Here is a 24,468-nt window from a genome sequence, read left to right as displayed (position 1 = left end):
GTAGCCATAATCTATTTATGGAAGAGTAAGTACGAAAAAGGCAGACCACATTTAGTGTGATCTGCCTTTTTCGTTTCTGATGAACGATAAGACACTGCTTAACCGATTTTTAACGAGTAAGCATTTTTTAACGAATAAGTGTCGTCACACCATTACTACCTGCTTTCAGCAATACATCAGCTTGATTGGCCGCAAAAATACCATTACACACCACACCCACAATATTATTCAGCTCTTTCTCAAGCGCTATCGGATTACTCACATCCAAATCATAAGTATCTAAGATAACATTACCATAATCAGTCACAAAATCTTCGCGGTAAACTGGCTCACCGCCCATACGGGCTAATTGCCGTGCGACATAAGAACGTGCTTGCGGCAGTACCTCAATCGGAACAGGAAACTCGCGACCTAGCACCTCAACGCTTTGCTCTCATCAACCATACATATAATTTGTTAGAAGCCGCTGCCACGATTTTCTCACGAGTGAGCGCGCCGCCACCGCCTTTTATCAATTGCAAATGCTCATTGACCTCATCTGCCCCATCGATATAAATCAAGCGTACCAGCAAAGTTCAAATCAACGATTTCAATACCAAGGGCACGAAGTTTGTCTTCAGTGACCTGTGAGCTGGCAACTGCGCCAGCAAGCTTTACTGTCGGTAATAATTCAATCAAACAGTTGACCGTACTGCCTGTGCCTACTCCAAGTATCATGTCATCTTCGATATAACTTAGAGCCGCTTTGGCGGCGGCTTGCTTTTGTGCTTGCTGATCACTCATCATAAATCCTTGGCAAAATAAACGTATCGCTTTAAAAAAAGTAAAGGGTAAAAAGGTAAAATGCGCCGCCATTATACCCGATGAGCTTAATGGATGTCAGCGTAATAGCCACGCTAATCGCAAGACATTCACTCAAATTTTAAAATGAAGACAGATAAGGCAACCAAACAACCAAAGCCAGTAGCGTGACCAATAGTACGGGCGGGGTAATGAGCAGTCCAATCTTCATATACTGCCCCCAACTGATTTTATAGTCTTTTTCTGCCAATACATGGAGCCACAATAAAGTCGCCAGACTACCGATAGGTGTGAATTTCGGTCCCAAATCATTACCAATCACATTGGCATAAATCATGAGCTCTCGAGTGGCAGCAGGTACCTGCGCGCTATCAATCGCCAGTGCACCAACCAAAGTAGACGGCATATTATTCATAACAGAGGCTACAATAGCAGAGAGGAATCCAGTTCCTACTGTTGCGATGACCGTACCCTGCTGCCCTAGCCAATTCAATACTTGAGCACCATAGGCAGTCAATCCTGCATTGCCCAAGCCATAAACCACCAAGTACATACCGATGGAAAATAATACGATTTGCCAAGGTGCTTGACGCAGGATATCAGATACAGAAACAACGGCATCACGCCCTCCTTGCCACCAGCGACCTGCGATAGCCATTAACAGTAACGCCGCCACTCCTGTCACCAAGGAGATGGCAATGCCCAATGACTCAGTCTTAAAGTAGGCAATAAGTAGCAACGCGAGCAGTGGAAAGGCTACTTTAAAGACAAGCGGATCTTCAATCGCAGACTCTGGTGCACTCAAATCAGCAATGGAGTAGTGTTTTGGAATGTGCCGCGCATAGACTAACCATAATACGGCGAGCGTCGCCAATACAGAAACAATATTGACCGGTATCATCACTGCTGCATAACGACCAAATCCAATGTCAAAATAATTGGCACTAACAATATTGACCAGATTAGAAGTGATTAACGGCAGACTTGCGGTATCAGCAATGAAACCTGTTGCGATAATGAAAGCCAAAGCAGATGGTGGTGAGAATTTGAGACGCAGTAAGATAGCGATGACAATCGGTGTCAGTAGCAATGCTGCCCCATCATTGGCAAAAAACGCCGAGATAAACGCGCCTAAAATCACAATCATAGGAAATAGCAAACGTCCTTGCCCATTGCCAAGCCTAGCCACATGCAGTGCTGCCCAGCCAAAAAATCCTGCTTTATCTAAGATAAGCGAGATAATGATAAGCGCCACAAAGGTAAAAGTCGCATCCCAAACGATGTCCCACACAATACCAATATCGGAGAGCTTTACCACGCCAAAAGCTAAGGCAATCAACGCACCGCCCATTGCACTCCAGCCAATACCCAGTCCTTTGGGCTGCCATATCACTAAAACCAGAGTCACGATAAAGATAGTTAATGCCAGCATTGAGTAACCTTTTTAGGCTTAATTATTATAAGAATAATTATGTAAGAGCAAGCATTAGAAAATGAATGATGAGAGGATACATTAGAGTGATTTTTGATTGACGCGCTGCGACAGCTCCTCTGCGCTTTCTACCCGTTCAGAGTAACGGTCAATCAGATAGGCTGAGCGTCCACGGGTCAGCCAAGTGAATTTCACCAACTCCTCACAAACATCCACGAGACGCAAATATAAAGGAGACTTATCCATACGATCATCGTCGTTAAATTCCAAAAAAGCTTTAGGAATAGAGGACTGATTGGGTATGGTAATCATCCGCATCCAACGCCCAAGAATGCGCAATTGGTTAACCGTATTGAAGCTTTGACTGCCACCACTGACTTGCATCACTGCCAAAGTTTTGCCTTGGGTTGGACGCACACCACCTAATGACAATGGAATCCAGTCAATTTGTGCTTTCATAATACTGGTCATACTGCCATGACGTTCTGGGCTCACCCACAGCATACCTTCTGACCACTGCGCCAACTCTCGCAGCTCTTGTACTTTTGGATGATTGGCATCAGCAGCATCAGGCAATGGCAAACCCGTCGGATCAAAGGTTCGAACCTCACAACCATACCAACGCAATAGACGGCTCGCTTCTTCACTGGCCAGTTTAGAGAATGAGCGCTGGCGTAGAGAGCCGTATAGCACCAATATTTTAGGCGCATGGCGCGGGTCATTTGTTCCAATTAAAGGCTCAATATCGATAGATTGTATACTGTCTACATCAATATTGGGCAAATCACCCAAATCGACTACATCTAAATCTGCTGTTTTATTTGCCATGATAAATCACTTCCCCATCTTCTTTAGTAAAGCTGCTCACGGGATTGTCTAATAATTCAAATACGCGTTCTGAGGGGCGGCATAATGCCGCGCCCTTATTGGTGACCACGATAGGACGATTGATTAAAATGGGATGGTCAATCATCGCATCAATGATTTGATCGTCAGACAGTTCAGGATTGTGTAATCCTAACTCATCATTGACAGGTTCTTTGCTTCGTAACAGCTCTCTTGGTGAAAGGTTTATCTTTGCCAACAGCTCAACTAAATGATCGCGGCTTGGTGGGGTTTTAAGATATTCAATTACTTCTGGATTTTCGCCTGAGGCTTTCATGATGGCCAATGTATTGCGAGACGTACCGCATTTTGGATTGTGAAAAATTAGTGATGTCATAGTAATTTTACCTATATTTATGAATATGCTTAGGGTATGTCCTCAATCTTAAAAAAATTGACTAAATGAGCTAAAAATGAGGACACGCCCTAGTAATAAAGAGGTTTGTTAAATCAGTTATGGGCTTACTGATTATTTGAAAGACTGTCTGCATCAGTAGGTTTAGCACGCTCACATCCGCTCAGACTGTCCATAAAGACGCACACAATTCTGGATGTCCCGCACAACAATCTTGCAATAGAAACTGAATAACCTCCTCCATATGTGACAGTGAGGCGCGATAAATTATCTGCCGACTGTGCCGTTGAGACACCACCCACCCGGCACGAGCCAGCACTGATAAATGTGCTGACATCGTATTGTGCGGCACAGACAGTTGACGAGCAATTTCACCTGCTGGCAGACCAACGGGCTCTTGGCTGACAAGCAACCTAAAGGCCTTGAGACGAGTATCTTGAGAGAGCGCAGCAAAGCTTGCGATAGCATTTATTATTTCCATATGTCCAATAATACAGACATATGGAAATAATTCAATATTTTTTTAAAAATATTGAGATAAAATCACCCTATCTTTCATCAAAACTTAAAATCGCTGCAAAAACTGCAATAGGGTCTTGCAAGACCGTTAAAATCAGCATAGGCTAATCTATTTAATTTTTCTATTCATCCACACTTTTTATTAGGGAACATTATGCTGTCACATTGGGTACGAGCCATCTTGCAAGCCACCGTCTATGACGTGGCAATTCAAACACCACTTGAAGCGGCGCCCAAGCTGACCCAACGTTTTGCTAATGACATTCGTTTTAAACGCGAAGACTTGCAACCGGTCAAATCCTTTAAATTGCGTGGTGCCTATAATCGAATTAGTCAATTAAGTGATGAGCAAAAAGCACGCGGCGTCATTTGTGCATCAGCAGGTAATCACGCACAAGGGGTTGCTTACTCCGCCCGTAAACTTGCCCTAAACAATATCATCGTGATGCCGACCACCACCCCTGACATTAAAGTGGATGCGGTAAAGGCGCTTGGCGGCAATGTCGATTTGTATGGTGATAGCTTCGATGAAGCCAACCGTTATGCAATCAATCGCGCTGAAACAGAAGGTCTGACTTTTATCCCACCTTACGATGATGAATTGGTGATTGCCGGACAAGGTACCATTGGTCTTGAGCTCACTCAGCAATGGCGCAATATGGATTATGTGTTTGTCGCGGTTGGCGGTGGTGGTCTCATCTCAGGTGTCGCGGCATTCTTAGGTGAAGTTGCGCCGCATGTCAAAGTGATTGCGGTAGAAGCAGAGCAATCAGCTTCTCTTAAAGCGGCGCTTGAAGCCAATGAGCGCGTTAAGCTTGAGCAAGTTGGGCTGTTCGTCGATGGCGTGGCGGTTGCTCAAATCGGCGAACTGCCATTTGAAATTGTTCGTATGCAAAAGAGTGATAAGTCAGGTCCTTTAGTCGAGCCTGAAGTCGTGACTTGTACCAATGACGAAGTATGCGCGGCGGTTAAAGACATCTTTGAAGAAAATCGCAGTATCGTTGAGCCTGCGGGCGCGTTACCCGTTGCTGGTATGAAAAAATATATCGAAGCCCATAATCTGCAAGGTAAAAACTGCGTCGGTATTATTTGCGGTGCCAATATGAACTTTGACCGCCTACGTTATATCGCTGAGCGTACTGAAATTGGTGAGAAAAAAGAAGCCATCTTTGGTGTGACAATTCCTGAGCAGACAGGCGCTTTCTTAAATTTCTGCCGTAGCTTACATGGACGCAATATCACTGAGTTTAATTATCGCGCCGATAGCAAAAAATCACCTGACTCTATGGAACCTGCATCAATATTCGTCGGTATCGCACTAAAAGAAGGCGACAAAGAGCGTAAAACCATTCGCACCCAATTGGCAGCTGATGGCTACACGGCTCATGATCTGACCGATGATGATATTGCCAAATCACATATCCGCCATTTGATTGGTGGTCATGCGCATGTTGCAAACGAGCAATTATTAAGTGTGGTTTTCCCTGAACGTCCAGGGGCATTGCTGAAGTTTTTAGAAAAACTGGGTGATGACTTTAATATCACTTTGTTTCATTATCGCAATCATGGTGCCGCCGAAGGTCGCGTATTGGTCGGTTTGCAAGCGTCTGAAGGTAATTCTCGTCAATTACAAGACGCGTTACTCGATATCGGCTATGACTGCACCATGCTCAATGACAATATTGGCTATCAATTATTTTTGAAATAAAAATAGACTATCAATCCATCAATGGCTGTTTGTTAATCACTAAAAAGCCATTGATGAATGAACAGTGATTATGCATTGGTAGCTTTCATTAATTCATAGCGACCATGATGAGGTGGTAAACCGTGACTCAAAAGATATTGATCTTTATATTATTACTGGTTTTAGCACTTTTGGGTTATAAGATGCTGCAACCTGACAACACGACCAGTAACCCTATTGCTAACGTTGCGACTGATACTCCAGTTGACGCTGATTTTACCTCAACTGATCTGGATGATATACCGCCAACGTACGTCGACTCAGATGCAACGTCAACATCAGTCTCGGCAGTAAAACCAGTACTCACGTCGTCAGCATCAGCATCAAGCTTTACCTGTGATGGCAGAAAGCATTGCTCTCAGATGACGTCATGCGCAGAAGCCACTTACTTTGTACAACACTGCCCGAATACCAAAATGGATGGTAACAATGATGGTATCCCATGTGAGCAGCAGTGGTGTCGCTGATTTTATGTCAAATATAAACTGAGAACAGCATGCATATTCCTGATATTTTTTCCGCAGAAAACCTAGAAAACATCATTGGATTTATCGCAGCCAATCCCTTAGCGACCTTGATTACTCAAACCAAAGATGGCATTGAAGCCTGCCATATACCGCTCTTCTGGCATAACGATAACTTTATGCCTGATGCTAGTGTTGGTGTTGGTGTTGGTTCTGATATTAACTCTAATGCTCAGCACGGCTATCTTTACGGTCATTTCGGTCGTGAAAACCCTATTTATCAGAACACCTTACCAGATACTTCGTGGTTAATTATTTTTCAAGATTCTGGACATTATATCAGCCCCAACTGGTATCCTAGCAAAGCGAAAACCCATAAAGAAGTGCCCACTTGGAACTATCAAAGCGTCCATATTCAATCCAAAATTGAGCTGCTTGAAGACACCGATACGCTGAAATGGATATTAGCAACCATGACTGCGCAGCAAGAGGTGCTATCCGACCATCCTTGGTCATTAGATGAGGCACCTGCTACTTATATCGATGCTATGTGCCGAGGGATTATTGGCTTTAAGCTGCCCATCGATTCTATACAAGCCCAATTTAAATTAAGCCAAAATAAAACCGTAGAAAATATCACAGGTGTGATTAATGGTTTAGCGCAGTTAAAGACAAATGATGCGGCTGAAATGGCGATGAAAGTTGCCAATCAGAATAATGGCTAAGACGAGACTTTCGCTCTTCACCATAAGAATCTATTTTTAAACATTTTGATAGCGCAAGCTCTTTCAATTTGCAAAAAAAGCACCATTAATATTATCTTACTTTATGGATATCTATGAGGTTTTGATGAGTAAACACAACAAAACCACAATCAGCCTAACCATAGCCAACCTGATGTCGTGCGTATGCGCCTCGATAAGTGGTTGTGGGCAGCACGATTTTATCGGACACGTAATCTCGCCAAAGAAGCCATCGAAAGCGGACGGGTACATTATGCGGGTAGCCGCGTAAAGACCAGCAAAGAGATTATGGTTGGTGATGAACTACAGATTCGTCAAGGCTCAGCCACTGCTATGACTGAAAAGACCGTGGTCGTTGAAGCACTAACGGCGCAACGTGGTAATGCGCTCGCTGCTGAAATTTTGTATTCAGAAACTGAAGAAAGCGAAGAGCGCCGCGCTTATCATGCTGAGCAGCGCAAACTTGCCAATCTTGCACGGCCTGATAATAAACCCAACAAAAAAGAGCGCCGTGACCTTCAACGCTTTAAGCATAAACAAGAATAAGCTGGTCAAAGCACGACCTTAGATTATAAATAATATCATCGAAAATTCGTGAACAGATGACCGTATTGTTTAGCTTCTACTCTTGCCATTCAAGGCATTAACCGTTACGCTGACAGCCGATTTACTTAATTAATTGCATGCTAATAAAAGCCGCACTAACATGCCGGTCTCTTATAGCATGTTTTTTGTTATACAAGGTCATATTATGCTGATGAAAACCTGTACTCCGTCTTCTGTATTATTGGTTTGTTTGGGAAATATTTGCCGATCGCCAACGGCTGAAGAAGTCTTTCGTCAGCAAGCAGCGATTGCTGGATTGTCAATCAAAGTAGATTCAGCAGGAACGAGTGACTCGCATATTGGTCATGCGCCCGACACTCGCTCGCAACGCCATGCAAAAGCGCATGGTTATAAAATCAATAAACTGGTCGCCCGCCAAGTCAGTGCCGATGACTTTCGTAATTTTGATTTAATTCTAGCAATGGATACACAGAATTTAGCTGATTTACAAGCCATCAAAGACAGCTTGATAGGGACAGAAGACAATTTGGCCAAGTTGGCTTTATTTAGTGAGGAAGATCCTACTTATGGCGGCGACGATGTGCCAGATCCTTATAAAGGCGATGGTGATGACTTTGAAGAAGTGATCGAGCGTATTGAGTCAAGCGCACAAGCGTGGATTGAAAGCTGGAAAGCTTGCTAACGATAAAGCTAACTTTCTGCCACCTTTTTATCTTTCATCCTTTATAATAAACACTGTGTAATCCATTATCTATCTGCCACATGGGCTATGTTATGACCTCAGTTTCACGCTTGGATTCTAGTACTCAATTTGCCATGACCACTGATTTGCCAGCGAGCTTATTGACCCGTGAATTAGTCGATTTGTCACATGGTAATACCATGGCCTTAGCCTGTGTCGCGGATACTGTCGTGACACTGACGGCTGAAGCACAGCTTGACGATTTTATGGCAAATTATACAAAAGACATAGCGCAAAACAAGCCATTATTTGTATTGTCTGGCGGCAGTAATGTGTTATTACCAGCGCATCTGAATGCTATCGTATTGCAGCCCCAAATGCGCGGTATCAGCCTCATCGCTCAGACAGATAGCCACGTCGATATCGCAGTAATGGCAGGCGAAAACTGGCATGACTTGGTGGTATATACGGTCAGTCAAGGTTGGTATGGGCTAGAAAATCTGGCACTAATCCCAGGGCTAACTGGTGCGGCACCCGTACAAAATATCGGTGCTTATGGTGTCCAACTAGAAGACTGCTTACAGTATGTACGAGCCTATCACTTACCCACTCAAACTTGGCATCATCTCACAGCCGCCGACTGCGAGTTTGGCTATCGTGACAGCATTTTTAAACGTGCGCCTAATACTTGGTTAATCAGCTGTGTTGGATTCAGATTACATACCGATGCAACCAAAATCCTAGCCAGCTATGGTGATGTGCAAACCGTTGCGCAACGATATGCCGAGCAAGACGATCGTACGCAGCCAGTGCCTGCGGATATCATGCAAGCGATTATCGATATTCGTCAACAAAAACTCCCTAATCCCAAGCAGCTGCCAAATTGTGGTAGCTTTTTTCAAAACCCCATTATTCCTCAATCGCACTTTATTGCTTTACAATCGACCTACCCTACTATCGTCGGCTACGCTATGCCTGATGCCATGATAAAGGTTGCGGCAGGCTGGTTGATTGAACAGACAGGCTTGAAAGGTGGTGGTATTGCACCGATTGTCACCCATCAGCAGCAAGCCTTGGTGCTGACCAATCATGCCCCTTATCACGCCACTCAAAACAATGTAGCAGATGCCCAACGACATATCGTCAATACGGTTTATGAAAAATTTGCGATTCAGTTAGCGCGTGAGCCAGTTTGGGTAAATACTGACGGCTCTATTGGGTATGATGAGCATGTGGTCTAAGCGGCTATTATCTAAGCGACTATGGCGTTATTACCTGCGTTCAGCTGAGCGTATGATAAAGCTATTTCGTATTATTAATATTACCTTTTTACTTGGTTCAACGACTGTTATTTTAGTACTCATCAGCCTATTCACGCCGCTGTTCTCCCAAGCTATTGTTTATCTATTTACGCTTTTGCCATTGCCCAGCCTACCCTCTGCTGCCTTGAGTTCACCGCCTACCGCTTATGTGGTTTTAGGCGGCGGACTAACCAATGATCATGACAATCAAATTATTCTTAATAGCTACAGCCTCAACCGCGCCCGTACCGCTGCCAGCGCTTATCACGACTTACCCTTACCTATTGTACTAAGCGGTGCTGAAGCGCCGTGGCTTGGTCAATGGCTCATTGAGCATGGTATTGATGGGCTGATAAGCGAAAATGCCAGTATGAATACCTGCGAAAATGCGCGTTTTACCGCCAAACGTATTCCACTGCGTCATGTGTATCTCATTACTGACAGCTACCATATGGCACGTGCTCGTAGACAGTTTGCCTTAAACGGTATCAATAGCACACCACTTAGCGCCCCTTTACCAGTGAGCCGTGACTGGATGAAACCTGCGCAAAACTTAAGTCATTCTCGACGCGCTGTTTATGAAGTTGCCGCTTATTTACGCGATGTGATACGTCCTCAAATGAATTGTCGTCATGCCAACGACGTGACCTCACAGCAGCTGTTAACCCCTAGAGGTAACGCAGCAAAAAAACCTGACGAATAAAGTTAAATACAAGCAGGTAGCCAGTTCAATATCTTTTGAGAACTCACCCTAATCACTACCGGTCATCCACTATACTTGTGATGAGTGTATAATAATAAAAGAAAATGCTATTTAAGAGAGTTACCATGCTCAGTATATTTTTGTTAATTCCATTAAGTCTCATGCTGTTTGTGGTTGCCATTTGGGCGGTACGCTATGCGGTCAAATCAAATCAGTTTGAAGATCTGGACAATGCATCACAGCGCATCATATTGGATGATCGCCAAGAGCGACGGCAGACCATACAGGCTCATGATTACTCAGCGCCTATTTCGCAGAATGACGATACCACAGTGACTGATATAGTCGCTGATGATAAGGTGAGCCATCCTGATATAGAGTCAATTGATCATGCTGACCTTGATAAACAGCCAAAAATCTAGCATTGAGCCACTTTATCTATAGTAGAAGCTATTGAAAGTGTGAATATATGGCAACCGAGCGCAAATAGTACGACTTAGTACATTGAACGAGGTGGATGCCATAACCACTTATCAAGGCTTGTACTATCTGCGCAGCCTACTGTTAAGTGTTGGTTAAATGCCGATTTTATGTGTAGGTTTGCTTTTCGTTTTTTAGGAGAATCGCCCCATGACCACCGCTTTACTTATTGCGGCACTACTGATGGGCTTTTTTGGTTCACCGCATTGCTTAGGCATGTGTGGCGGTCTGGTGACAGCATTTGGGCTATCGATGAAAGACGTCAGCCCGACCAAACGCCGTGCTCTTGTGGCAACTTACCATTTAGGTCGTTTGACCAGTTACGCATTTTTGGGTTTGATGGCAGGACTGATTGGCACCACTGTACTAGAGCCCTTAATGAAAGGTAATAGTACGCCACGTATCTTGCTAGGCTTGGTGTTAGTATTCGTCGGCGTGACCATGCTTGGCGCACCATTTTTAAAAAATCTTGAGCGTTTTGGTATGCGATTTTGGCAATATCTCAGCCCACTTCGTCAAAAAGTATTTCCACTCAATACCTTTCCGCGAGCATTAACGGCTGGACTGCTTTGGGGATTTTTGCCTTGCGGATTGGTTTACGGTGCATTATTGATTGCAGTAGTCGCTCACAATCCACTAAGCGGTGCTGCACTCATGTTTGTGTTTGGCTTAGGAACCGTACCGATGCTAGTCGCCACGCACGAAACCGTTGGTTGGTTACGTGACAAGATTGGACGTTTTCGCTTGAGACAGCTTAATGGCGCTGTCATGGTATTATCTGGCTTAGCCGTTGTGTTTGTCCCTATAGCAATGTCTAGCATGCATGGTGGGCATGATATGTTCAATATGCAAGGCGATCATATGCAAATGAGCGATTCAGAAATGATGGATATGCCGATGGATACAAATATGGATCACAGCAGCCATCATATGATGCCAACTGATAACAGCACAACTCCCCAAGGTATAGATCATAGTATGCATGATATGAGTGATGGCGCGATCAACATGAACCACGATGAACATTCTGAAATGATGGAACAAGCTCAATAGAATTATCGACAATAGATATTGTTAAAATATGAAATCATTTAACATCAAAATCTGCCATATAAAAAAGCCCTCAACATCAATCATGATGTTGAGGGCTTTTATGATTCCGACAGCTGTACACTATAGTAGAACTGACGGCTTATAAATCACTACTCTTGCCACTGCTCAAGGGTAAACTTAGTATCTAAATGCTTCTCTAGCGCGGGTATATTAAAAGCATCATCTTCACTCACAAAACTAATGCTGATGCCTGTTTGTCCAGCACGACCCGTACGACCAATACGATGCACGTAATCATCTGGCTGATCAGGCAAGGTATAATTAACCACGTGGCTAACATCATCGACATGGATACCGCGTCCTGCGACATCAGTTGCCACCAAGACAGAAGCATGACCATCTTTAAAGCGCTGTAGATACTTTTCACGTTTTTGTTGAATGACATCGCCCGACAACATCACAATTTTATGCGCTTGACGCAGCTTATGATACAGACGCTTGACTTGGTCTTTACGATTGGCAAAGACAATCACTTTATCCACTGCCGTATCACTGATGATACGCTGCAACGCTTCTAATTTTTGATCTTCTGTCAGTAAATAAAAGTGCTGATCGACTAACTCACTGGTTTTATGTTCTGGCTCTATTTCAACAAACTGCGGCTCATGCAACCAGCGATAGGCTAGATTCATCACATCTTGGTTGAAGGTGGCAGAGAACAGTAAGCTTTGACGGTCTGTATTGGCTGGCATCCGACCGACCAAACGCTTGATGTCAGGGATAAAACCCATATCTAGCATGCGATCTGCTTCATCTAACACCAGTACTTCCACTCGATCTAAATAGACCATGCCTTTATTGGCAAGATCAATTAGACGACCAGGTGTCGCTACTAAAATATCGACATATTGACGCTCAAGCTCATGCTGCTGAGTCTCATAATTGGTGCCGCCCATGATACAAACACTGTGTAGCGAAGTATATTTGGTCAAAGCGATACAATCATCAAATATTTGCTGAGCAAGCTCGCGAGTGGGCGCCATGACCACTGCGCGCGGCTCACCCAAATAACGCTCTTCATCATTGGTAAAAGGACGTTTAAGTAAGGCTTCCATAATAGTCAATAGAAAGGTTGCCGTCTTGCCAGTACCCGTCTGCGCCTGTCCAATAGCATCTTGATTTGCCAAGGTATGCGGTAATATTTGTGCTTGTATGGGCGTTAATGCCGTAAAACCTAGATCACTTACGGCACGTAAGGTCGGTGCTGAAAGTGGCAAATCAGTAAACGTGGTAAAATTACTCAAAAAAATATCCTTTTAAATTAATCACTTGTTCATTACTAATAATAAGTAGACTCATGATAAATAGGCTCATGATAACCCGTTATATTGCTGTCTAAATTAAGCAGCAACAACAATATGAAATCTATATATAGCTGACTGAGATACGGGCATAAAAAAAGCCAAGCCTAACGCCTAATCCCACCAAACATGCTGATTTTGACTCAACATGGGTAAGATAAAACGGGCTTGACTCAGTAGTATATCAGTAGTGTCTACAGACATTATAGCTAAACCGCTCTAATGACTGGATAGATTACTCTTCTACTTTTCTGACTTCTTCAGCTTGAAGACCTTTATCACCTTCTACCACACTGAATTCGACCTTTTCGCCATCTTTTAGAGAACGATAGCCATCACCTTGAATCGCGCGGAAATGGACAAAAATATCTTCTCCGCTGTCACGTTGAATGAAGCCAAAGCCTTTTGAGTCATTAAACCACTTAACGATACCTTGCTCACGAGCTGACATAATATTGCTTCCTAAAAAAGTCCGCTTAGCCCCAAATTCCTTTGCAACATTGCATATAAACGGGATCTAAGATGATGAAATCAAAAACTTAAGAGTACTATACTAACTATTATCACCTACATACCGCATCTATAGCAAATAACGGTATGTAGCAACATAGTGAGTATTTACAAACATAACGACCGTCTTACTGATGCTTACTGCTCTACTTCTGGCAGTAGCAACAAACTTGCAATAATTATTGCATAAAAAATATCATAGCACGGGTTTTTAGCAACATAAAGACTTTTAACATGATTTTTTGGCTTTAGCTTTATTTTTCATGTAATTTTTTTATAACCTCGTCATCAAGCTGTTATCATAAAGAGAAAGGTTTGATTAAACTGTGCAATTTTACGCTTATGCCATTTCATGCTTATACAGTATCTAAACCTTATAACAAATAATAAATCCTCAACCTCGTTTCATCGTTATAGAGACCATTATGACCTCGCCTTCTCAGTCTATACCAACCGTCACGCCTTCAAAGAAAAATGCCGATAAAACACTCACTCATAAGTTATTGCTGGTTAATGGGGTCAATTTGAATTTATTGGGTAAGCGCGAACCTGAAATTTATGGTCATACGACACTAGCAGATATCGAGGAACGTCTGATCGCACGTGCAGCTCAGCACGGTATTGAATTAATATGTATACAATCCAATCATGAAGGTAGACTGATAGATGACATCCAATATCATGGACTTTTAGCGGAGACAGCGCTGCAAGTAGATGCCATTATCATTAACCCCGCCGCCTTTACTCATACCTCGGTTGCGTTACGTGATGCGCTCTTGGCCACAAAAAACCGTTTATCGAGGTACACTTATCCAATGTGCATGCGCGCGAGCCTTTTCGCCATCATTCTTATCTAAGCGATGTCGCCGTCGGTGTTATTTGTGGTTTGGGGCATCTGGGTTATCAAATGGCATTGTCCTACTGGCTTGATAGCCTCTACTCTGTCACAATCAGCGATTAATGCTTAATCCTGATTACCGACAATCATGAATTGTATAACTATACTTTATCAATAGCACACGAGTTAAACAGCAATTGTTTGACTAAAATACTAAAATTATGACTGAGCAAACAACCCACTACATGGTGATATGAATGGCAAAATCGTCTGGAAAGCGCTTTATGAAATTGGCTGGCATGACAGCAAGCATTGCCGGCAAAGCAGCTAAAAACTCATTTAAGCACCTCTCAAGTGACGAAGAAAAACGTTTGCAAGCACGCTCAGAGCTGATGCAAGATGTGGGCATTCAGATAGCCGAAACGTTGGGTGAAATGAAAGGCGCGGTGATGAAAGTCGGGCAAATTGCCTCGCAATATAAAGACGTGTTCCCACCAGAAGTAGCGACAGCGCTAGAAAAGCTGCAAAAAGATGCGCCGCCCATGCCGTATTCGCAGATACGTGCACAAATCGAGCGCGAGCTTAAAGCGCCTGTCGCAGAATTATTTAGCGAATTTGAAGAAACACCGTTTGCGGCGGCTTCCATCGGTCAAGTGCATAAAGCCGTTTTGCCATCTGGTCAAAAAGTGGTGGTTAAAGTCCAATATCCTGATGTCGATGAAAACTGTGATAGTGACCTCAAACAAGTACGCATGGCACTAAAAATCGCGGGTGTGCTCAATATGAGCAAACAGTTGCAAGAGCAACTATTTAACGAGATTCGCCAAAGTTTACACGATGAATTGGACTATATTAAAGAAGCGCATAACTTACGAGTGTTTGGCGCATTTCATGCAGAAGACAAAGGTCTTATTATTCCTAAAGTCATTAGCAGCCACTCTTCTAAACGGATTTTAACCTTAACAGAAGAGATGGGAGAAACCCTAACCGTCGCGGCGACTTGGGACAATGACATCAAACAACACATAGCCAAGCGCCTGTTCCACTTTACCGCAGGACAACTATTTGGCTTATACCGTATGCACTGTGACCCACATCCCGGCAACTTTGCCTTTCGCAAAGATGGCAGTGTGGTGGCTTATGATTTTGGCGGCATCCGTAGCTATAGTGACAGCGAAGTTCAATTGTTCCGCCGTTTTGCCAAGCATGCCATTAAAGGAGATGTGACTGCCCTTGAGCAGGACCTCATCGCTCTTGATATTCGCCGTGATGACGATAAAAATATCCCCGGAGAGTTTTATGAGAAATGGCTATCCATTGGGCTAAAGCCTCTGTCTATTCAACCTTATCAACAAGGCGCTTTTGATTTTGGTCAAAGTCAGGTTCATCACGAAGTCATTGCTCAAATGCGGACGTCGTTGAAGTACTTTGGTCAATTCCAACCTTCTGCAACCACCATGATGCTAGATCGCACAGTGTCAGGACAATACTGGAACTTAGTCAACCTCGGTGTTGAGATTGACTTATCACCACTCGTTAGTGAATACATTGATGTATAACGATATAAAATATACATATTTACGAAAGCAGACAACGCACAAACACGGCTAAATATGCAAAGCGTGTCCACAACGATCACAGAATTCTGCTGCAATGGCATGACCGAACTTGCCACAATTAGGACAGGTGACGGGATTGAGTTGCGGACGCATATTACGTGCCAGCTCAGAAGTAAAAATCCCCGTTGGCACTGCAATGATCGAATAACCCGTAATCATGACCATGCTCGCAATCGCTTGACCTAGCGGTTTTGGGTGACATATCACCGTAACCGACCGTGGTCATGGTGACGACTGCCCAGTAGATAGACAGCGGAATACTGGTAAAGCCATTTTCAGGGCCTTCTACCACGTAAATAATCGAGCCGAAAATCGTGACCAATAATACCAGCGACAAAAAGAATACCGTGATTTTTGCTGACTGGTTTTAAGCGCCGAGGAAAAATCCCGCTTGTTGCATATAAGCTTTGAGCTTGAGTACGCGAAACACACGTAAAATACGCAAAACCCGTATCACTAATAGATACTGTACCCCCACAAACATGAGGCTTAGGTAACTTGGCAGCACAGACAATAAATCGACTACCCCAAAAAAACTAAAGACGTAACGCACGCGGTTAGGCGCTGAAAACAACCTGAGCGCATACTCTATCGTGAATAAAATGGTAAAAAACCATTCAGCATAAAAGAATATAGTGCCATATTGCAGGCGCATGTATAGCACACTGTCCAGCATGACCACAGCCACACTGGTCAAAATCGCAATCAATAATACAATATCAAAATTTTACCCAAACGGGTATCTGTGCCTTCAATAATAATATGAATGCGGTTACGCAGGTGGGTAATGGCTTCAGCCGTCGGTTGCTTCATATAGTCAGTAGTATCGAGTCAGTAGCGATATAAAATAATGGCTTGATGGCAACCAATGATTTAAAATACGCTGGATAAGGCCAAGTTAGTCAAAATAGATAAAATTGGTTTATAATATTGTTCACAGGTCACATGTGAATACAATCACTAAGTTGCCACAGTGTAGCAAAAAAGCACTCTCAACAAAATACAAATCGTTAACGTGTCGGTAGCTCTGTTACTTCAAAGAGATAGTGCAAGCTATATTATAGAAACAGGTGATATGAGGTGTGTCATCATGCAGATTGAAAAATCTTAAAATGTATAAATACTCTATTCATGACATACTCATAGTAAAAGATTGTTATTAAACACTTGTTTTAAGCACAATAAATAATACGCAAAACTTAAGGATGTTATATGGCAGGCCATTCAAAATGGGCAAATATTAAACACCGTAAAGCCCGTCAGGATGCGGTAAAAGGTAAAGTATTCACTAAAATTATTCGTGAAATTGTCTCTGCTGCCAAGCAAGGTGATCCTGACCCTAACAAGAATCCGCGCCTACGTGCTGTCATTGAAAAAGCCCTATCTGTCAATATGACACGAGATACCATCAACCGTGCAGTAGCTCGTGGTACAGGCGGTGATGACAATGACAATATGGACGAAGTAAGCTATGAAGGCTATGGCATCGGCGGCGTCGCAGTACTTGTCGAAACCTTGACTGACAATCTTAACCGAACAGTCAGTGAAGTACGCCACGCCTTTACCAAAAATGAAGGCAATCTAGGTACTACTGGCTCGGTCGCTTATCTATTTAATAAGCGCGGTGAAATCATCTTTAATGATACAAGCCTAGAAGATGAAGTCATGCTAGTGGCATTAGATGCAGGCGCGCTTGATATCGAGAATGATGGTGAAAGCTTGCTCGTCATCACTGAATGGGAAAATTTCGGTCACGTCAAAGATGCGCTTAATGCTGCAGGTTTGGTCTCTGACAATGCTGAAGTGACCATGGCACCGTCTACCAGTGCTGAAATAGACAATGTCGATGATGCACTAAAAGTCATGAAAATGATTGATATGTTAGAAGATATCGATGATGCAAGAGGTTTATAGCAATGTAAACTTTTCTGCTGACGTAATGACCCAGCTCGAGCAATAGTTTTATCCCGCAACCCTTTATGTCTCACACATCAAAAAGCCAAACGTTTAAAACGTTTGGCTTTTTTTGTTTAGCAATATGTGACGAACGCTTCGCTCCTACTAGGTTTTGCAAGTGACACCTTCAAGCGCTAACAAGTATGTTTTCTTATCCAGTCCACCTGTATAGCCACCAAGCTTACCATCGCTAGCAATGACTCGATGACACGGAACGATAATGCTAAAAGGATTTTTACTATTAGCATTAGCAACCGCGCGAAACCCTTTGGGACTAGCGACATTTTGTGCCAGTGTCGCATAGCTTATTGCTTTGCCATAGCCAATATCTTGTAACGCTTGCCAAACTCGTTGCTGAAACTTGGTTCCTAAGCTGATATCTAATGGCAAATCGAATACCTGACGATCACCTTTAAAATACGATTTTAATTGCGCTATAGTCTCTATGAGTAGCGCTTGGGCAGGCACATTTTTGCTTAGGCTATCCTCATTGATAAACGTAAAGCTCTGATCGACAAACCCATATTGTTTCTTAAGTTTGGGAATGGATTTTGAGCTATGCCAAGAGTCACCTGCTAGCAGCCAATTGACTTCTACCAGCTTAGGGCTACTATGCTCATTGACACTCGCAATTAACGTTAGCTGGTGTGCGCCAAAAGGGCTGTGGTGACTATCATGATGCTTCCTTTCAAATGATGATATTTTCAAAAATCGTTCATCGACTAAAACAACCTATCGAGCGCTACTCTTTATCATCGGTCTCAAATAAGGCGGCAACAAATTGTTTTGGACTAAAGGCACGTAAATCATCGATCGATTCACCAACACCAATATAGCGAATCGGCACATCTGTGGTTTCAGCAATATTAAAGACCACACCACCTTTCGCAGTGCCATCTAGTTTGGTAATGGTAATACCCGTTAATGGTACGATATTAAAGAGTTCTACTTGATTAATCGCATTTTGACCCGTGCCAGCATCGAGGACAATCATACCTTCATGCGGTGCGCTTGGATCCGCTTTACGCATGACGCGTACCACTTTTTCAAGCTCAGCCATCAGGTGGGTTTTATTCTGCAAGCGTCCAGCAGTATCAGCGATTAATACATCGATTTTTTTGCTTTGGCAGACTGCATGGCATCAAAGATAACAGAGGCACTATCAGAGCCGTGACCTTGAGCGACGACTGGAATGTTATTACGCTCACCCCAAATTTGTAGCTGTTCAGTAGCAGCGGCACGGAAGGTATCGCCAGCAGCCAGCATAACGGATTTACCTTCGCCTTGTAAGCGCTTGGCAAGTTTACCAATCGTCGTGGTTTTACCCACACCATTAACACCCACGACTAAAATCACAAAAGGTTTTTTGCTGGTATCAATAATGAGTGGTGCGACTTTTGGCGTTAAAATATCAACCAGTTCAGTTTGCAACGCTTTATATAATGAATGCGCATAAATCAAATCACCACGGTCTGTCTGTTCGGTCAGACTTTTGATAATACGATTGGTCGCATTGACACCGATATCGGCAACCAATAACTGATCTTCAACTTCTTCCAATAGCTCATCATCAATCTCTTTGCCACCGATCAAAATACTGACCATACCTTCGGCAAGATTTTTACGCGACTTACTTAGCCCCGTTTTCATGCGGTTAAACCAGCTGCCTTTTTTCTTGTTTTCTTGCAGCTCTGTAGATTCGATTTCTGCTTGAGTGGTCACTTGTACCGCACTACTCGCAGGACTGACATTTGGGCTATCGCCAAGTTGCTCTTGTAGTGGCATGGTTGGGGCAGTAGAAATAGTGCTAAGCTTAGTATCAATATTTTTATTATTATCGTTATCAGCTGATGAAGCGCTTATAAAGCTTTCAGAGGCGTTTTTAGACGTGCTTTGCTCTTCTGTCCTCACAATTGGCGCACCCAAAGCAATGTTTTGTGCCGCATCAGCACTTGAGACATCTTTGTTTCGTGCTGTCTTTTTGCTGATCTTCGATGCTTTTATCATTGGGCGCTTGGATAGAGCCTGCATCTTCTTTCTCATCGGTAATGGGCACAGATTGCGAAGGCAGACTGGGTAAGGTAATATCATCGTCATCTAAGTCATCAAAATTGCCATCGAGATTAATGATTACACGACTGCTATTATTGGAGTTATTCATAAGCTTGCCCTAAAAGTTATCACGTTCAGTTATTTGATTATTTTAAATGGGTCGGTATATCGTCATTTTTGCCATGGGCCATGACCCACGACAGTCAATTTTTAGCCTAGTTTATCATAATTCAAGTTGTGCTCAGACCTTACCATCATAGCCTATCGTCAATTTTTGCAAATCTGGCAAGTTATACCATCTATTTAGAAAGTTTCGCTTAAGGTTTGGCAACAAAAATCTGACCTTACACATGCTAAACTTCGCCTACTCTACCAGAGTTTATTGTAGAACAAGCCTTATTCCAAAACTTACCAATTACTTCACTATCGATTACTCAACCCTCATTTTTAGGAATTATCTATGCCATCACTATCTAACACTGACAAAACGTACGGTAAAAAAGCAATCAGCATCAGCGCAGCTTTATTAGTAGCGACACTAGTACTATCTGCGACAGGCTGTAATACCACCCAAGAATTTAAGCCAACAGCCAGTGTGATGGTTGGGGCACATAAATCTTTATAAAACCCGCTATCTATCGCTAGTATTGAGAGTGATCTAACCACTGATCAATTTACAAGTTGCCATTTTATATAAGTAGAATATACCATGCCACTGCCTTTATCACCGTCGCCCTTACCTACCGCCTCTCTACGTCTTGCCGGTGCCTTAGCAATAGCAACGACTCTTGCTGCTTGCCAAACCAGTACTATCAGCGCCAACACATTGTCGACTGCTCAGAAGCCAGCCATTCAAAATACCTTGGGTAAAGATGGGCTAAATACCGCTAAATCAGGTCAAGACTTTCAGCCCTCATCAGCATTGACCATGGATATGTCAGGTCGACACGAATATCAATTAGAAAACGGTCTAAAGGTAGTGGTAAAAGAAGACCATCGCGCACCTGTGGTAATGACTCAAATCTGGTATCGAGTTGGGTCAGCAGATGAGCCACTGGATAAAGGGGGCATCTCGCATTTGCTTGAGCATATGATGTTTAAAGGCACTACTAACGTTTCGAGCGACGACTATGAGCGATTGATTGCTAAATTTGGCGGCGTCAATAATGCGTTTACCAGCTACGACTATACGGGCTATACGAGCTATTCCCTGCCAACCGTTTTCCTTTGGCATTAGAGCTAGAAGCGGATCGTATGAAAAACCTACTTTTTAATGAGCAGGAATTTACCAAAGAGCACCAAGTGGTCATGGAAGAGCGCCGCCAACGCACTGATGATAATCCACTTGCCAAGGCTTATGAGTCATTTCGCTTATTGGCGCTCCCGGATAGTCCAAAAGGCGAATCCGTTATTGGGCCGATGGATGAGCTTGAATCCATTACCCTTACAGATTTAAAAGACTGGTATAAAACATGGTACGCACCAAACAATGCAACGTTAGTCATCGTTGGCGACGTTAAACCACAAGAAGTGTTGGCTCAAGTCAAACGTTACTTTGGGGAGCTAACACCAAGCGATCTACCTAAACGTCCTGCCGTCAGTCAAAAAGGCTTCCGTGGCTATCAGCAAGTCGACTCCGAGCAAGCCGTACAAGTGCCAGTATTGTTAATAGGTTATAACGTACCCAGTCTCGTCACTGCTGGTGCAGCTAATGAAAAACAAGCTTATGCGCTCTCACTGGCTCAAGATGTATTAGACGGTGGTCTCTCTGCCCGCCTTGAGAGTCGATTGATACGCGAGCAAGGTCTACTTACCACAGTGGGCACTTCATATGACTTGCTAGATCGTGGCGATGGACTGTTTTTGATACAAGCAACTCCACGTGAAGGTGTCAGCTTAGAGCAAGCACAACAAGCCATTATGGCTGAAATAGAAAAGCTCAAAACCGATCCCATCGCTGCTGATGAAATCGAGCGTGCCAAAACCAATACGGTCACAGGGCTCGTCTATGCGCAAGACAGTATGGAAGGTCAAGCGCAGATGATTGGCTCATTACAGTCTATCGGTCTTGACGATACGCTGCTTGCCAAATTGCCCACCAAACTCGATAGCGTGACGATTGCTGACATACAAGCTGCTAGCAAAAAGTATTTGGTAAAGGACAATTTAACAGTGATGCATGTCATCCCACCTAAAAACCAAGCAGCGACAGAGAAATAATCGTGCCGTGTTAGCTCTTTATTCGATACAAGCGCCAATCATAAAGACCTTATTTATAAGAAGAAAACCATGACTCAAAATAGTAATTTGTTGCAAAATAGAAAAAAAGCGTGCAGCTCAATACCATCAGCAACCGCCACCATGCAAAAACTGTCGCATCTTAGTGTTGGCATCTTGCTAGGTCTAACAACGTTGACGATGACAGCACAAGCAAACACAACAGGTGCTGAAGAATATCGTGGCTCTGCGGCAGTGGATACCAGCGCACCGATTGCCGCATTATCAAAGCTAACCAGCCTTGACGATGATAAACCGTTAACCGTTACCATCCCAACGATTCAGCAGTTCAAAACCAAGGCAGGCGTTCCCGTACGTTTTGTACAAACAACAGCCTTACCGATTGTCGATATCGACTTGCGTTTTAACGCTGGTAGCGCCCGTGATGGCAGTATTAGTAACACAGGTTTTGGTATTGCTAATATGACTGCTACTATGTTGACGCAAGGCTCTAAACGCTTAGACGAAAATGAATTTACTCGCGCTGTTGAAACCTTGGGTATCAATCTAAATAGTAGTGCTTATAAAGACATGTTTATTGTGTCGCTACGTAGCTTATCTGATGATAAGCATCTACTTCCAGCCGTTGATTTAATGACTCAGATGCTCAGCGAACCCGCTTTTGACGACAGCATTTTAGCACGTAATAAAGCACGATTATTGGTTGGTTTGCAGCAGCAAAAACAAGATCCCAACAGCCTTGCTAGCATCGCATTTAGCGAAGCATTGTATGGCGAGCATCCTTACGCCCATCCATCAGCGGGTACACTTGAAAGCGTTCCTACTATCGAAAAGCAACAGCTAATAGATTTTAAAAACCGCTATTTGGTCGCAGCAAATGCCTCTGTTGCCATCACTGGTAATCTAACCTTAGAGCAAGCAAAAAAACTTGCTGAAGATATCACTAGCAAATTACCGAAGGGTCAGCCTGCAACTGAGCTGCCTGAACCCAAACCACTGAGCCAAGCAAAGCACATTCATATCCCCTTTCCAAGTACTCAAACCACCGTACTCATGGGACAATTGGGAGATAAGCGTGCCACCGATCCCCAGTCTCAGCAGAAGCAACCAATTTGCGGTTGGTAATGAGGTACTTGCGGCGGTGATTTTAATGCGCGACTCATGACTGAGATAGACAAAACTTGGGCTACACTTATGGCATATCAGGCTCTATGAATCCCATGCTGGCACGAGGACCATACCAAATCGGTTTTTCAACGCGCAATGATAAGGCGCGCGCGGCCATTGATGCCAGCTTAGACGTTATCAATGACACTTTAGAAAAAGGTATCACCAGCACTGAGATGCGCTTAACGACGGACAATCTTAAAAATAGCTTTCCGATGGGTTTTGCGAGCAATGCAGGAATTAATGGCTTACTTGGGATGATGAATTTTTATCAATTACCAAACAGCTATCTGATGATTATGTCAAACGTGTTGATCAAGTAAAGCTATCAGAAGTCAATCAAACCATGCGTGATACCCTTAAACCTGATGATTTCCTGATTGTCACCGTTGGACAAGAAATCCTTGGAAGATAAAAGACCAATAAATAGCCGCACAAAGAAATGCTGGGCAACACTATTTAGTATTGCCCAGCATTTCTTTATAGGTTGGCACTCTTTATGAGTCTTAATAAATTATGAGTAGCACTGTTTATGAGTGGTACTAAAAGTAGATAGTGGGTTGTCCATACAAAAAATAAGGGGCTGTAATAGATAAGGATTAAATATCACACCATATTCTTAGTATCTTAAGCTGATTAGACGGTGCGCCATAGTTAGCCCTAAACTCGCACTCTTTCAAAAATAAATGGAAATGCTTCTTATCGATCCCATTATGTTTTCTGAGTGTTCGTTTAGACTGATTCCAAAAGTTCTCAATGCCATTGATGTGATTGCTTTTACCGCAAGTAAACTCTTTAAAGTGATTGACTCTGAGGTGTTTAAACTCGCTCACATCCAATGCATGGTAAATTCGATAACTATCAGTATAAACAAAGCTGTCAGGCTTGATTTTACGCTTAATAACGGGCATTAGGGTAATCTGATTCTTGTAATACTTACAATACAGCTATTTCATATGATATGTCATATGAATAAGTCGCAAGTTAGAAAGCTA

20 protein-coding genes and 8 pseudogenes are annotated in these 24,468 nt (G+C 43.2%); 16 read left to right on the top strand and 12 right to left on the bottom strand.

Going from position 1 to position 24,468, the window contains the following annotated elements:
* Positions 1 to 127: 127 nt before the first annotated feature.
* The 5 genes and pseudogenes from rpiA to G7Y90_RS11415 form a co-directional block, all read right to left on the bottom strand.
* Positions 128 to 783 (bottom strand): annotated as a pseudogene (rpiA, locus tag G7Y90_RS17985) (ribose-5-phosphate isomerase RpiA).
* Positions 784 to 922: 139 nt separating this feature from the next.
* A complete protein-coding gene (locus G7Y90_RS11430) occupies positions 923 to 2,233 on the bottom strand; it encodes an arsenic transporter (RefSeq protein WP_201560230.1) in 1,311 nt (436 codons plus the stop codon).
* 81 nt (positions 2,234 to 2,314) lie between these two features.
* Entirely contained in the window at positions 2,315 to 3,061 is a 747-nt protein-coding gene (gene arsH / locus G7Y90_RS11425; protein ID WP_201560229.1) for an arsenical resistance protein ArsH, read from the bottom strand.
* Positions 3,051 to 3,455 carry an arsenate reductase (glutaredoxin) gene (gene arsC, locus G7Y90_RS11420; RefSeq protein ID WP_201560228.1) on the bottom strand — a complete coding sequence of 135 codons (405 nt, stop codon included), beginning with the start codon at positions 3,453 to 3,455 and terminating at the stop codon, positions 3,051 to 3,053. Before arsC ends, arsH begins: the two co-directional genes overlap by 11 nt.
* Before the next feature lie 181 nt (positions 3,456 to 3,636).
* On the bottom strand, positions 3,637 to 3,954 hold the full coding sequence (locus tag G7Y90_RS11415) for an ArsR/SmtB family transcription factor (RefSeq protein WP_250162412.1): 318 nt from the start codon (positions 3,952 to 3,954) through the stop codon (positions 3,637 to 3,639).
* A gap of 192 nt (positions 3,955 to 4,146) precedes the next feature.
* Here G7Y90_RS11415 and ilvA point away from each other — a divergent pair, with 192 nt between their 5' ends.
* From ilvA to G7Y90_RS11370, 9 genes and pseudogenes are all read left to right on the top strand, one after another.
* Positions 4,147 to 5,700: a threonine ammonia-lyase, biosynthetic gene (ilvA, locus tag G7Y90_RS11410; protein ID WP_060491167.1), complete on the top strand. Its 1,554-nt coding sequence runs from the start codon at positions 4,147 to 4,149 to the stop codon at positions 5,698 to 5,700.
* A 347-nt stretch (positions 5,701 to 6,047) separates the two neighbouring features.
* Positions 6,048 to 6,206, top strand: a pseudogene (locus tag G7Y90_RS11405) (excalibur calcium-binding domain-containing protein); the annotation flags it as partial.
* A 29-nt stretch (positions 6,207 to 6,235) separates the two neighbouring features.
* The gene (locus tag G7Y90_RS11400) at positions 6,236 to 6,928 is read left to right on the top strand and encodes an FMN-binding negative transcriptional regulator (protein ID WP_201560226.1); all 693 of its coding nucleotides are present in this window, start codon (positions 6,236 to 6,238) and stop codon (positions 6,926 to 6,928) included.
* 183 nt (positions 6,929 to 7,111) lie between these two features.
* Positions 7,112 to 7,492: an RNA-binding S4 domain-containing protein gene (locus tag G7Y90_RS11395; RefSeq protein WP_250162411.1), complete on the top strand. Its 381-nt coding sequence runs from the start codon at positions 7,112 to 7,114 to the stop codon at positions 7,490 to 7,492.
* Positions 7,493 to 7,697: 205 nt separating this feature from the next.
* A complete protein-coding gene (locus G7Y90_RS11390; RefSeq protein WP_201560224.1) occupies positions 7,698 to 8,195 on the top strand; it encodes a low molecular weight protein-tyrosine-phosphatase in 498 nt (165 codons plus the stop codon).
* Positions 8,196 to 8,329: 134 nt separating this feature from the next.
* Positions 8,330 to 9,436: a UDP-N-acetylmuramate dehydrogenase gene (gene murB, locus G7Y90_RS11385; RefSeq protein WP_201560288.1), complete on the top strand. Its 1,107-nt coding sequence runs from the start codon at positions 8,330 to 8,332 to the stop codon at positions 9,434 to 9,436.
* Complete coding sequence (locus G7Y90_RS11380) at positions 9,417 to 10,199, top strand: YdcF family protein (RefSeq protein WP_250162410.1); 783 nt, start codon at positions 9,417 to 9,419, stop codon at positions 10,197 to 10,199. Before murB ends, G7Y90_RS11380 begins: the two co-directional genes overlap by 20 nt.
* A gap of 125 nt (positions 10,200 to 10,324) precedes the next feature.
* Entirely contained in the window at positions 10,325 to 10,621 is a 297-nt protein-coding gene (gene ccoS, locus G7Y90_RS11375) for a cbb3-type cytochrome oxidase assembly protein CcoS (RefSeq protein WP_087815953.1), read from the top strand.
* A 208-nt stretch (positions 10,622 to 10,829) separates the two neighbouring features.
* Positions 10,830 to 11,732: a sulfite exporter TauE/SafE family protein gene (locus tag G7Y90_RS11370; RefSeq protein WP_201560223.1), complete on the top strand. Its 903-nt coding sequence runs from the start codon at positions 10,830 to 10,832 to the stop codon at positions 11,730 to 11,732.
* A 149-nt stretch (positions 11,733 to 11,881) separates the two neighbouring features.
* Here the strand turns inward: G7Y90_RS11370 and G7Y90_RS11365 are convergent, their stop codons facing one another.
* Entirely contained in the window at positions 11,882 to 13,036 is a 1,155-nt protein-coding gene (locus G7Y90_RS11365) for a DEAD/DEAH box helicase (protein WP_045446437.1), read from the bottom strand.
* Between the two features lie 292 nt (positions 13,037 to 13,328).
* The gene (locus G7Y90_RS11360; protein WP_011513806.1) at positions 13,329 to 13,544 is read right to left on the bottom strand and encodes a cold-shock protein; all 216 of its coding nucleotides are present in this window, start codon (positions 13,542 to 13,544) and stop codon (positions 13,329 to 13,331) included.
* Between the two features lie 484 nt (positions 13,545 to 14,028).
* Here G7Y90_RS11360 and aroQ point away from each other — a divergent pair.
* Together aroQ and G7Y90_RS11350 are read left to right on the top strand one after the other, a co-directional pair.
* A pseudogene (gene aroQ / locus G7Y90_RS11355) lies at positions 14,029 to 14,564 on the top strand (type II 3-dehydroquinate dehydratase).
* A 134-nt stretch (positions 14,565 to 14,698) separates the two neighbouring features.
* Positions 14,699 to 16,000 carry an ABC1 kinase family protein gene (locus G7Y90_RS11350; protein ID WP_201560221.1) on the top strand — a complete coding sequence of 434 codons (1,302 nt, stop codon included), beginning with the start codon at positions 14,699 to 14,701 and terminating at the stop codon, positions 15,998 to 16,000.
* Positions 16,001 to 16,166: 166 nt separating this feature from the next.
* Here G7Y90_RS11350 and G7Y90_RS11345 read toward each other — a convergent pair.
* Positions 16,167 to 16,736, bottom strand: a pseudogene (locus G7Y90_RS11345) (ion transporter).
* Positions 16,737 to 17,272: 536 nt separating this feature from the next.
* Here G7Y90_RS11345 and G7Y90_RS11340 point away from each other — a divergent pair.
* Positions 17,273 to 18,020: pseudogene (locus tag G7Y90_RS11340) on the top strand (YebC/PmpR family DNA-binding transcriptional regulator).
* A gap of 101 nt (positions 18,021 to 18,121) precedes the next feature.
* Here the strand turns inward: G7Y90_RS11340 and G7Y90_RS11335 are convergent.
* From G7Y90_RS11335 to G7Y90_RS11325, 3 genes and pseudogenes are all read right to left on the bottom strand, one after another.
* The gene (locus G7Y90_RS11335; RefSeq protein WP_250162409.1) at positions 18,122 to 18,724 is read right to left on the bottom strand and encodes a methylated-DNA--[protein]-cysteine S-methyltransferase; all 603 of its coding nucleotides are present in this window, start codon (positions 18,722 to 18,724) and stop codon (positions 18,122 to 18,124) included.
* A gap of 34 nt (positions 18,725 to 18,758) precedes the next feature.
* Positions 18,759 to 19,666, bottom strand: a pseudogene (ftsY, locus tag G7Y90_RS11330) (signal recognition particle-docking protein FtsY).
* A gap of 295 nt (positions 19,667 to 19,961) precedes the next feature.
* On the bottom strand, positions 19,962 to 20,177 hold the full coding sequence (locus G7Y90_RS11325; RefSeq protein ID WP_250162408.1) for a hypothetical protein: 216 nt from the start codon (positions 20,175 to 20,177) through the stop codon (positions 19,962 to 19,964).
* 351 nt (positions 20,178 to 20,528) lie between these two features.
* Here G7Y90_RS11325 and G7Y90_RS11320 point away from each other — a divergent pair, with 351 nt between their 5' ends.
* The 4 genes and pseudogenes from G7Y90_RS11320 to G7Y90_RS11305 all read left to right on the top strand — a co-directional run bounded on the left by G7Y90_RS11320 (position 20,529) and on the right by G7Y90_RS11305 (position 23,796).
* The gene (locus tag G7Y90_RS11320; RefSeq protein WP_157908393.1) at positions 20,529 to 20,693 is read left to right on the top strand and encodes a hypothetical protein; all 165 of its coding nucleotides are present in this window, start codon (positions 20,529 to 20,531) and stop codon (positions 20,691 to 20,693) included.
* Positions 20,694 to 20,777: 84 nt separating this feature from the next.
* A pseudogene (locus tag G7Y90_RS11315) lies at positions 20,778 to 22,288 on the top strand (M16 family metallopeptidase).
* A 69-nt stretch (positions 22,289 to 22,357) separates the two neighbouring features.
* Complete coding sequence (locus G7Y90_RS11310) at positions 22,358 to 23,431, top strand: M16 family metallopeptidase (RefSeq protein ID WP_250162407.1); 1,074 nt, start codon at positions 22,358 to 22,360, stop codon at positions 23,429 to 23,431.
* A gap of 56 nt (positions 23,432 to 23,487) precedes the next feature.
* Positions 23,488 to 23,796: a peptidase M16 family protein gene (locus tag G7Y90_RS11305; RefSeq protein ID WP_250162406.1), complete on the top strand. Its 309-nt coding sequence runs from the start codon at positions 23,488 to 23,490 to the stop codon at positions 23,794 to 23,796.
* 276 nt (positions 23,797 to 24,072) lie between these two features.
* Here the strand turns inward: G7Y90_RS11305 and G7Y90_RS11300 are convergent.
* Positions 24,073 to 24,390, bottom strand: a pseudogene (locus G7Y90_RS11300) (IS1595 family transposase); the annotation flags it as partial.
* Between the last annotated feature and the right edge of the window lie 78 nt (positions 24,391 to 24,468).

Origin of the sequence: Psychrobacter sp. WY6 (assembly GCF_018448495.1) — a bacterium.
GTDB lineage: Bacteria > Pseudomonadota > Gammaproteobacteria > Pseudomonadales > Moraxellaceae > Psychrobacter.
The sequence above is the reverse complement of the archived record's forward strand: the minus strand, read 5'-3'. Positions and strand labels throughout refer to the sequence as shown.

Bases quoted from the DNA above. Each gene is read 5' to 3' on its own strand.
- G7Y90_RS11430 (WP_201560230.1), bottom strand. From the start codon at position 2,233: ATGCTGGCATTAACTATCTTTATCGTGACTCTGGTTTTAGTGATATGG.
- arsH (WP_201560229.1), bottom strand. From the start codon at position 3,061: ATGGCAAATAAAACAGCAGATTTAGATGTAGTCGATTTGGGTGATTTG.
- arsC (WP_201560228.1), bottom strand. From the start codon at position 3,455: ATGACATCACTAATTTTTCACAATCCAAAATGCGGTACGTCTCGCAAT.
- G7Y90_RS11415 (WP_250162412.1), bottom strand. From the start codon at position 3,954: ATGGAAATAATAAATGCTATCGCAAGCTTTGCTGCGCTCTCTCAAGAT.
- ilvA (WP_060491167.1), top strand. From the start codon at position 4,147: ATGCTGTCACATTGGGTACGAGCCATCTTGCAAGCCACCGTCTATGAC.
- G7Y90_RS11400 (WP_201560226.1), top strand. From the start codon at position 6,236: ATGCATATTCCTGATATTTTTTCCGCAGAAAACCTAGAAAACATCATT.
- G7Y90_RS11395 (WP_250162411.1), top strand. From the start codon at position 7,112: ATGCGCCTCGATAAGTGGTTGTGGGCAGCACGATTTTATCGGACACGT.
- G7Y90_RS11390 (WP_201560224.1), top strand. From the start codon at position 7,698: ATGCTGATGAAAACCTGTACTCCGTCTTCTGTATTATTGGTTTGTTTG.
- murB (WP_201560288.1), top strand. From the start codon at position 8,330: ATGACCACTGATTTGCCAGCGAGCTTATTGACCCGTGAATTAGTCGAT.
- G7Y90_RS11380 (WP_250162410.1), top strand. From the start codon at position 9,417: ATGATGAGCATGTGGTCTAAGCGGCTATTATCTAAGCGACTATGGCGT.
- ccoS (WP_087815953.1), top strand. From the start codon at position 10,325: ATGCTCAGTATATTTTTGTTAATTCCATTAAGTCTCATGCTGTTTGTG.
- G7Y90_RS11370 (WP_201560223.1), top strand. From the start codon at position 10,830: ATGACCACCGCTTTACTTATTGCGGCACTACTGATGGGCTTTTTTGGT.
- G7Y90_RS11360 (WP_011513806.1), bottom strand. From the start codon at position 13,544: ATGTCAGCTCGTGAGCAAGGTATCGTTAAGTGGTTTAATGACTCAAAA.
- G7Y90_RS11350 (WP_201560221.1), top strand. From the start codon at position 14,699: ATGGCAAAATCGTCTGGAAAGCGCTTTATGAAATTGGCTGGCATGACA.
- G7Y90_RS11325 (WP_250162408.1), bottom strand. From the start codon at position 20,177: ATGAATAACTCCAATAATAGCAGTCGTGTAATCATTAATCTCGATGGC.
- G7Y90_RS11320 (WP_157908393.1), top strand. From the start codon at position 20,529: ATGCCATCACTATCTAACACTGACAAAACGTACGGTAAAAAAGCAATC.
- G7Y90_RS11310 (WP_250162407.1), top strand. From the start codon at position 22,358: ATGACTCAAAATAGTAATTTGTTGCAAAATAGAAAAAAAGCGTGCAGC.